At 59.6% G+C, this 500-nt stretch carries 1 rRNA gene; it reads right to left on the bottom strand.

From position 1 onward, the window contains the following. Nucleotides 1–448: ribosomal RNA gene (locus tag IE244_RS41665) — 16S ribosomal RNA — on the bottom strand; the annotation flags it as partial. Nucleotides 449–500: the final 52 nt, after the last annotated feature.

Raw genomic sequence — 500 nt, 5'->3', positions numbered from 1 at the left:
TCGCTTCTTCCCTGCTGAAAGAGGTTTACAACCCGAAGGCCGTCATCCCTCACGCGGCGTCGCTGCATCAGGCTTTCGCCCATTGTGCAATATTCCCCACTGCTGCCTCCCGTAGGAGTCTGGGCCGTGTCTCAGTCCCAGTGTGGCCGGTCGCCCTCTCAGGCCGGCTACCCGTCGTCGCCTTGGTGAGCCGTTACCTCACCAACAAGCTGATAGGCCGCGGGCTCATCCTTCACCGCCGGAGCTTTCCAACCTCCCAGATGCCCAGGAGGCTCGTATCCGGTATTAGACCCCGTTTCCAGGGCTTGTCCCAGAGTGAAGGGCAGATTGCCCACGTGTTACTCACCCGTTCGCCACTAATCCACCCCGAAGGGCTTCATCGTTCGACTTGCATGTGTTAAGCACGCCGCCAGCGTTCGTCCTGAGCCAGGATCAAACTCTCCGTGAATGTTTTCCCGTGATCGGGATGAACACCACGAGAGCGGAACCACCGGAGGAAT

The organism is Streptomyces filipinensis (assembly GCF_014649495.1).
Classification (GTDB): Bacteria; Actinomycetota; Actinomycetes; order Streptomycetales; family Streptomycetaceae; genus Streptomyces; species Streptomyces filipinensis.
The sequence above is the reverse complement of the archived record's forward strand: the minus strand, read 5'-3'. Positions and strand labels throughout refer to the sequence as shown.